A 3,801-nucleotide genomic window follows, 5' to 3' on the forward strand; every position below is an offset into this window, starting at 1 on the left:
CGGGGGGTGCGGCGGGCGCGGGGGCGGGGTCTGCGGGGCCGACCGCCGCCCCCGCTCCCCGGGCCGCGGCCTCGGAGAGCGGGGCGGTCATGGGTCAGACTCCTGACTACTTGACGGACTTCAGGCCGATGACGGCGTAGTCGAGCTGCCCGGACCACACCGGGTGGGCGAAGGCGCCGGCGATGTTGGAGCCGACCAGCAGCGGCTTCTTCTGCCAGGTCATCGGGACGGCGGGCGACTTGTCCATGATCTTGGCGTCCAGGGCGAGCCAGGCGGTGTTGGCCTTCTGGAGGTCGTCCAGGCCGGCGATCCGGTCCAGTTCGGCGATGGTCTCCGGGTCGTTGAAGCGGCTGTTGTTGCCGTTGTTGCCCTTGTCCTTGATGGACCGGCCGTCGAAGATCATCGGCAGGAAGGTCGCGGCGGACGGGTAGTCCGGGCACCAGCCGCTGAGCGACAGGCCGGGCTGCTTGTCCTTGTCGCCGGTGATGGAGTTGACGGCGGTCGGGTCGACGGTGGTGACGGTGACGTCGATGCCGACCCGCTTGAGCGCCGCCTGCACGGCCTCGGCCTGCGGCTTGCCGCCGGTGGAGGTGACCAGTTCGGTCTTCAGGCCGCCCGCGAAGCCGGCCTCGGCCATCAGCTGCTTGGCCTTGTCCGGGTCACCGGCCGGCTTGATCATGAAGTGGTCGATCGGCGCGCCGGCGGTCAGCACCGGCGGCAGGAAGGTGGTGGCGACGTCGTTGAACGCGGGGCCGCCGACCGCGGTGGCGTACGCCTCCTTGTCGACCGCGTACTGCAGCGCCAGGCGCAGCTTCTGGTTGTCGAAGGGGGGCTTGCTGGTGTTGGTCACCAACATCGCGGTGCAGCCGGAGTTCTCGCTGATCAGACGCTTCTTCAGGTCCGGGTTGGTGAGCACCTCGCCGACCTTCGCGGAGACCAGGTCGACGTAGGAGACCGCGTTCTTGTCGTCCCCCTGGTCGGCGATCAGCCGGTCGGCGATGCCGGCGCCCTTGAGGGTCTGCTCGACCACGATCCGGTCCGGGTACGCCTTGCGGACCGGGTCGGTCTTCTCGTCCCAGTTGGTGTTGCGGACCAGCACCATGCGCTTGCCCCGGTCGTACTCCTCGATCTTGTACGGGCCGGAGGAGACCGGGTGGTTGCTGTAGTTGGCGCCGGCCTCCTTGGCCTTGGGCACCGGCGCGAAGGTGGGCAGGGTGACGGTGTAGCCGAACTCGGCGACCGGGCGCTTGAGGTGGAAGACGATGGTCTTGGCGTCCGGGACCTCGATCGCCTGCTTGCCGAGGCGCTCGCCGGTCAGCGGGCCCTGGTAGCCGTCGGGCGCGTCCAGGTAGCGCACCGCGTAGTCGGGGCCGCCCGGCAGCTCGGGCGAGAAGGAGCGCTCGACGTTGTACTTGATGTCGTCGGCGACGATCGGGGTGCCGTCCTCGTACTTGAGGCCGTCCTTCAGGTGGAAGGTCCAGGTCTTGGCGCCGTCGCTCGGGGTGCCGAGGTCGGTGGCCAGGTCGGGCTCGATCTTCAGGCCCTCGGCGCCGGGGGCGGCCTTGAAGGTGGTGAGGGTGCGGTAGAGCATCCGGACGCCCACGTCCATCACCGGCATGGTCCAGTTGCGGGCCGGGTCGAGCTGGTCGAAGTCCTGGTTGGACAGGATGGTGAGGGTGCCGCCCTTGACCGGCGTCCCGCCGATGATGCCGTTGCCCTCGGTGGTGACGCCCGCCTGGTCGCCGGCGCCGCCGCCGCTGTCGGCGCTGCTGCCGCAGGCCGAGAGGCCGAGTGTGAGGGTTGCTGCGATGGTCGCCGCCAGGGCGACGTGGGTGCGCCTGTTCATGTCGAACTCCGAGATGGGGGGCCGAAGTTGAGGCCCGGTCCGCCCCGGGGCTGATCCGGGGCCCACACCGGAGGGGCGACCTGGGGTCTAGCCCCTCCGGGATGTGACCCGTAACATAGTAATGTGAAATTGCACTGGCAAGAGCTGATGCGGCCCGTTACCGAGCCGTGTCCTCCCGGGGCCCAACCCCCTTGCCGGTCCCGGCACTTCCGCCCCAGGTCAGAGGAGTCGCAGCAGTGACCGCCGAACCCGTACCCCACCTCAACACCGGCAGCCACGATCTGCCCGTCTCGCCCGCACTCGACGCCTTCATGGGCACCGCCTGGGCCCCCAGCCCGCTGCCCGCCGGCGCCCGGGTCCCCGGCCACGACGCCACCGGCCCGCGCCGCCGCCGGCTCGCCGCCGCCTTCCCCGGCGAGCGACTGCTCGTCCCCGCAGGGCAGTTGAAGGTCCGCAGCAACGACTGCGACTACCGCTTCCGCCCGCACAGCGCCTACGCCTGGCTCACCGGCCTGACCGGCGAGGACCAGGTCGGCCACGTCCTGGTGATCGAACCCGACGGCGAGAGCGTCCTGCACCTGCGCCCGCGCTCCCCGCGCGGCGGCGGCAGCCCGTACGGCTCGGAGTTCTACCGTGACCGCCGCTACGGCGAGTTCTGGGTCGGCCGGCGGCCCGACCTGGACGAGGCCGCCGCCCTCACCGGCATCCGCACCGCCCATCTCGACGACCTCGCCAAGCTGCTGACCGGTCCGCAGCCCGCCACCCGGGTACTGACCGGCGTCGACCCGGCCCTCGACGCCCTGACCGGCCGGTCCACCCCCGCGAACGGGCCCGAGGACGCCGCCCTCGCCACCACCCTCGCCGAACTGCGCCTGATCAAGGACGCCTGGGAGACCGGCCAGCTCCAGCACTCCGTCGACCTCACCACCACCGGCTTCGAGGACGTGGTCCGCGCCCTGCCCACCGCGCTGCGCCACGGCCGCGGCGAACGCTGGCTGGAGGGCACCTTCAACCTGCGCGCCCGCGCCGAGGGCAACGGCACCGGCTACGACACCATCGTCGCCTCCGGCGCGCACGCCTGCGTGCTGCACTGGATCCGCAACGACGGCGCCCTCGACCCCACCCGGCTGCTGCTCCTCGACGCCGGCGTGGAGACCGACACCCTCTACACCGCCGACATCACCCGCACCCTCCCGCTCTCCGGCACCTTCTCCCCCGTCCAGCGCCAGGTGTACGAACTGGTGCTGGCCGCCCAGGACGCCGCCATCGCCACGCTGCGGCCCGGCGCCAGCTTCCGGGACTTCCACCGGGCCGGCATGCGGGTGATCGCCGAGGGGCTGGCCGACTGGGGTGTCCTGCGGATCCCCGCCGAGCAGGCACTGCACGAGGACAGCGGCCTGTTCCGCCGCTACACCCTGTGCAGCAGCGGGCACATGCTCGGCCTCGACGTGCACGACTGCGCCAAGGCCAGGGCCGAGACCTACCTGGACGGCGTCCTGGAGGAGGGCATGGTGCTCACCGTCGAACCCGGCCTCTACCTCCAGCCCGACGACGAGACCCTGCCGCTGGAACTGCGCGGCCTCGGCGTCCGGATCGAGGACGACCTGGTGATCACCGCCGACGGCGCCCGGCTGATGTCCGGCGCCCTCCCGCGCACGGTCGACGCCATCGAGGAGTGGATGGGCACCCTGCTCGGCTGAGACCGCGTCCGCCCCGGGGCCGGCCGGGGCTCCCGGGACAGCGGTGCAAGGTGACGGCCCAACGGCGGGAGCGGAGAGAGGCCGGTCCGATCCGGGGCACCGCAACCGGTCTCCCCCCGCCCGCGTCCGGGCAGATGTGGGCGGGGGCCACGCCGCCGCCCGGCGGCGGCTGCCGGCCGGCAGCCGTCCGGCACCGACCCCGGGGGACAGCACGGATGAACACGGCCGACGACCACCCGCCCTCCTCCCCCCACC

The 3,801-nt window shown here is 72.1% G+C and carries 2 protein-coding genes; one reads left to right on the forward strand and one right to left on the reverse strand.

Features of this window, described 5'->3' with window-relative positions:
* Positions 1 to 106 precede the first annotated feature (106 nt).
* The gene (locus tag AA75_RS21185) at positions 107 to 1,846 is read right to left on the reverse strand and encodes an ABC transporter substrate-binding protein (RefSeq protein WP_033821732.1); all 1,740 of its coding nucleotides are present in this window, start codon (positions 1,844 to 1,846) and stop codon (positions 107 to 109) included.
* Positions 1,847 to 2,082: 236 nt separating this feature from the next.
* Here AA75_RS21185 and AA75_RS21190 point away from each other — a divergent pair, with 236 nt between their 5' ends.
* Positions 2,083 to 3,546, forward strand: coding sequence for an aminopeptidase P family protein (locus AA75_RS21190; RefSeq protein WP_033821733.1), 1,464 nt, complete (start codon positions 2,083 to 2,085; stop codon positions 3,544 to 3,546).
* The last annotated feature ends 255 nt before the right edge of the window (positions 3,547 to 3,801 follow it).

This window comes from Kitasatospora sp. MBT63, assembly GCF_000710465.2.
Lineage (GTDB): Bacteria > Actinomycetota > Actinomycetes > Streptomycetales > Streptomycetaceae > Kitasatospora.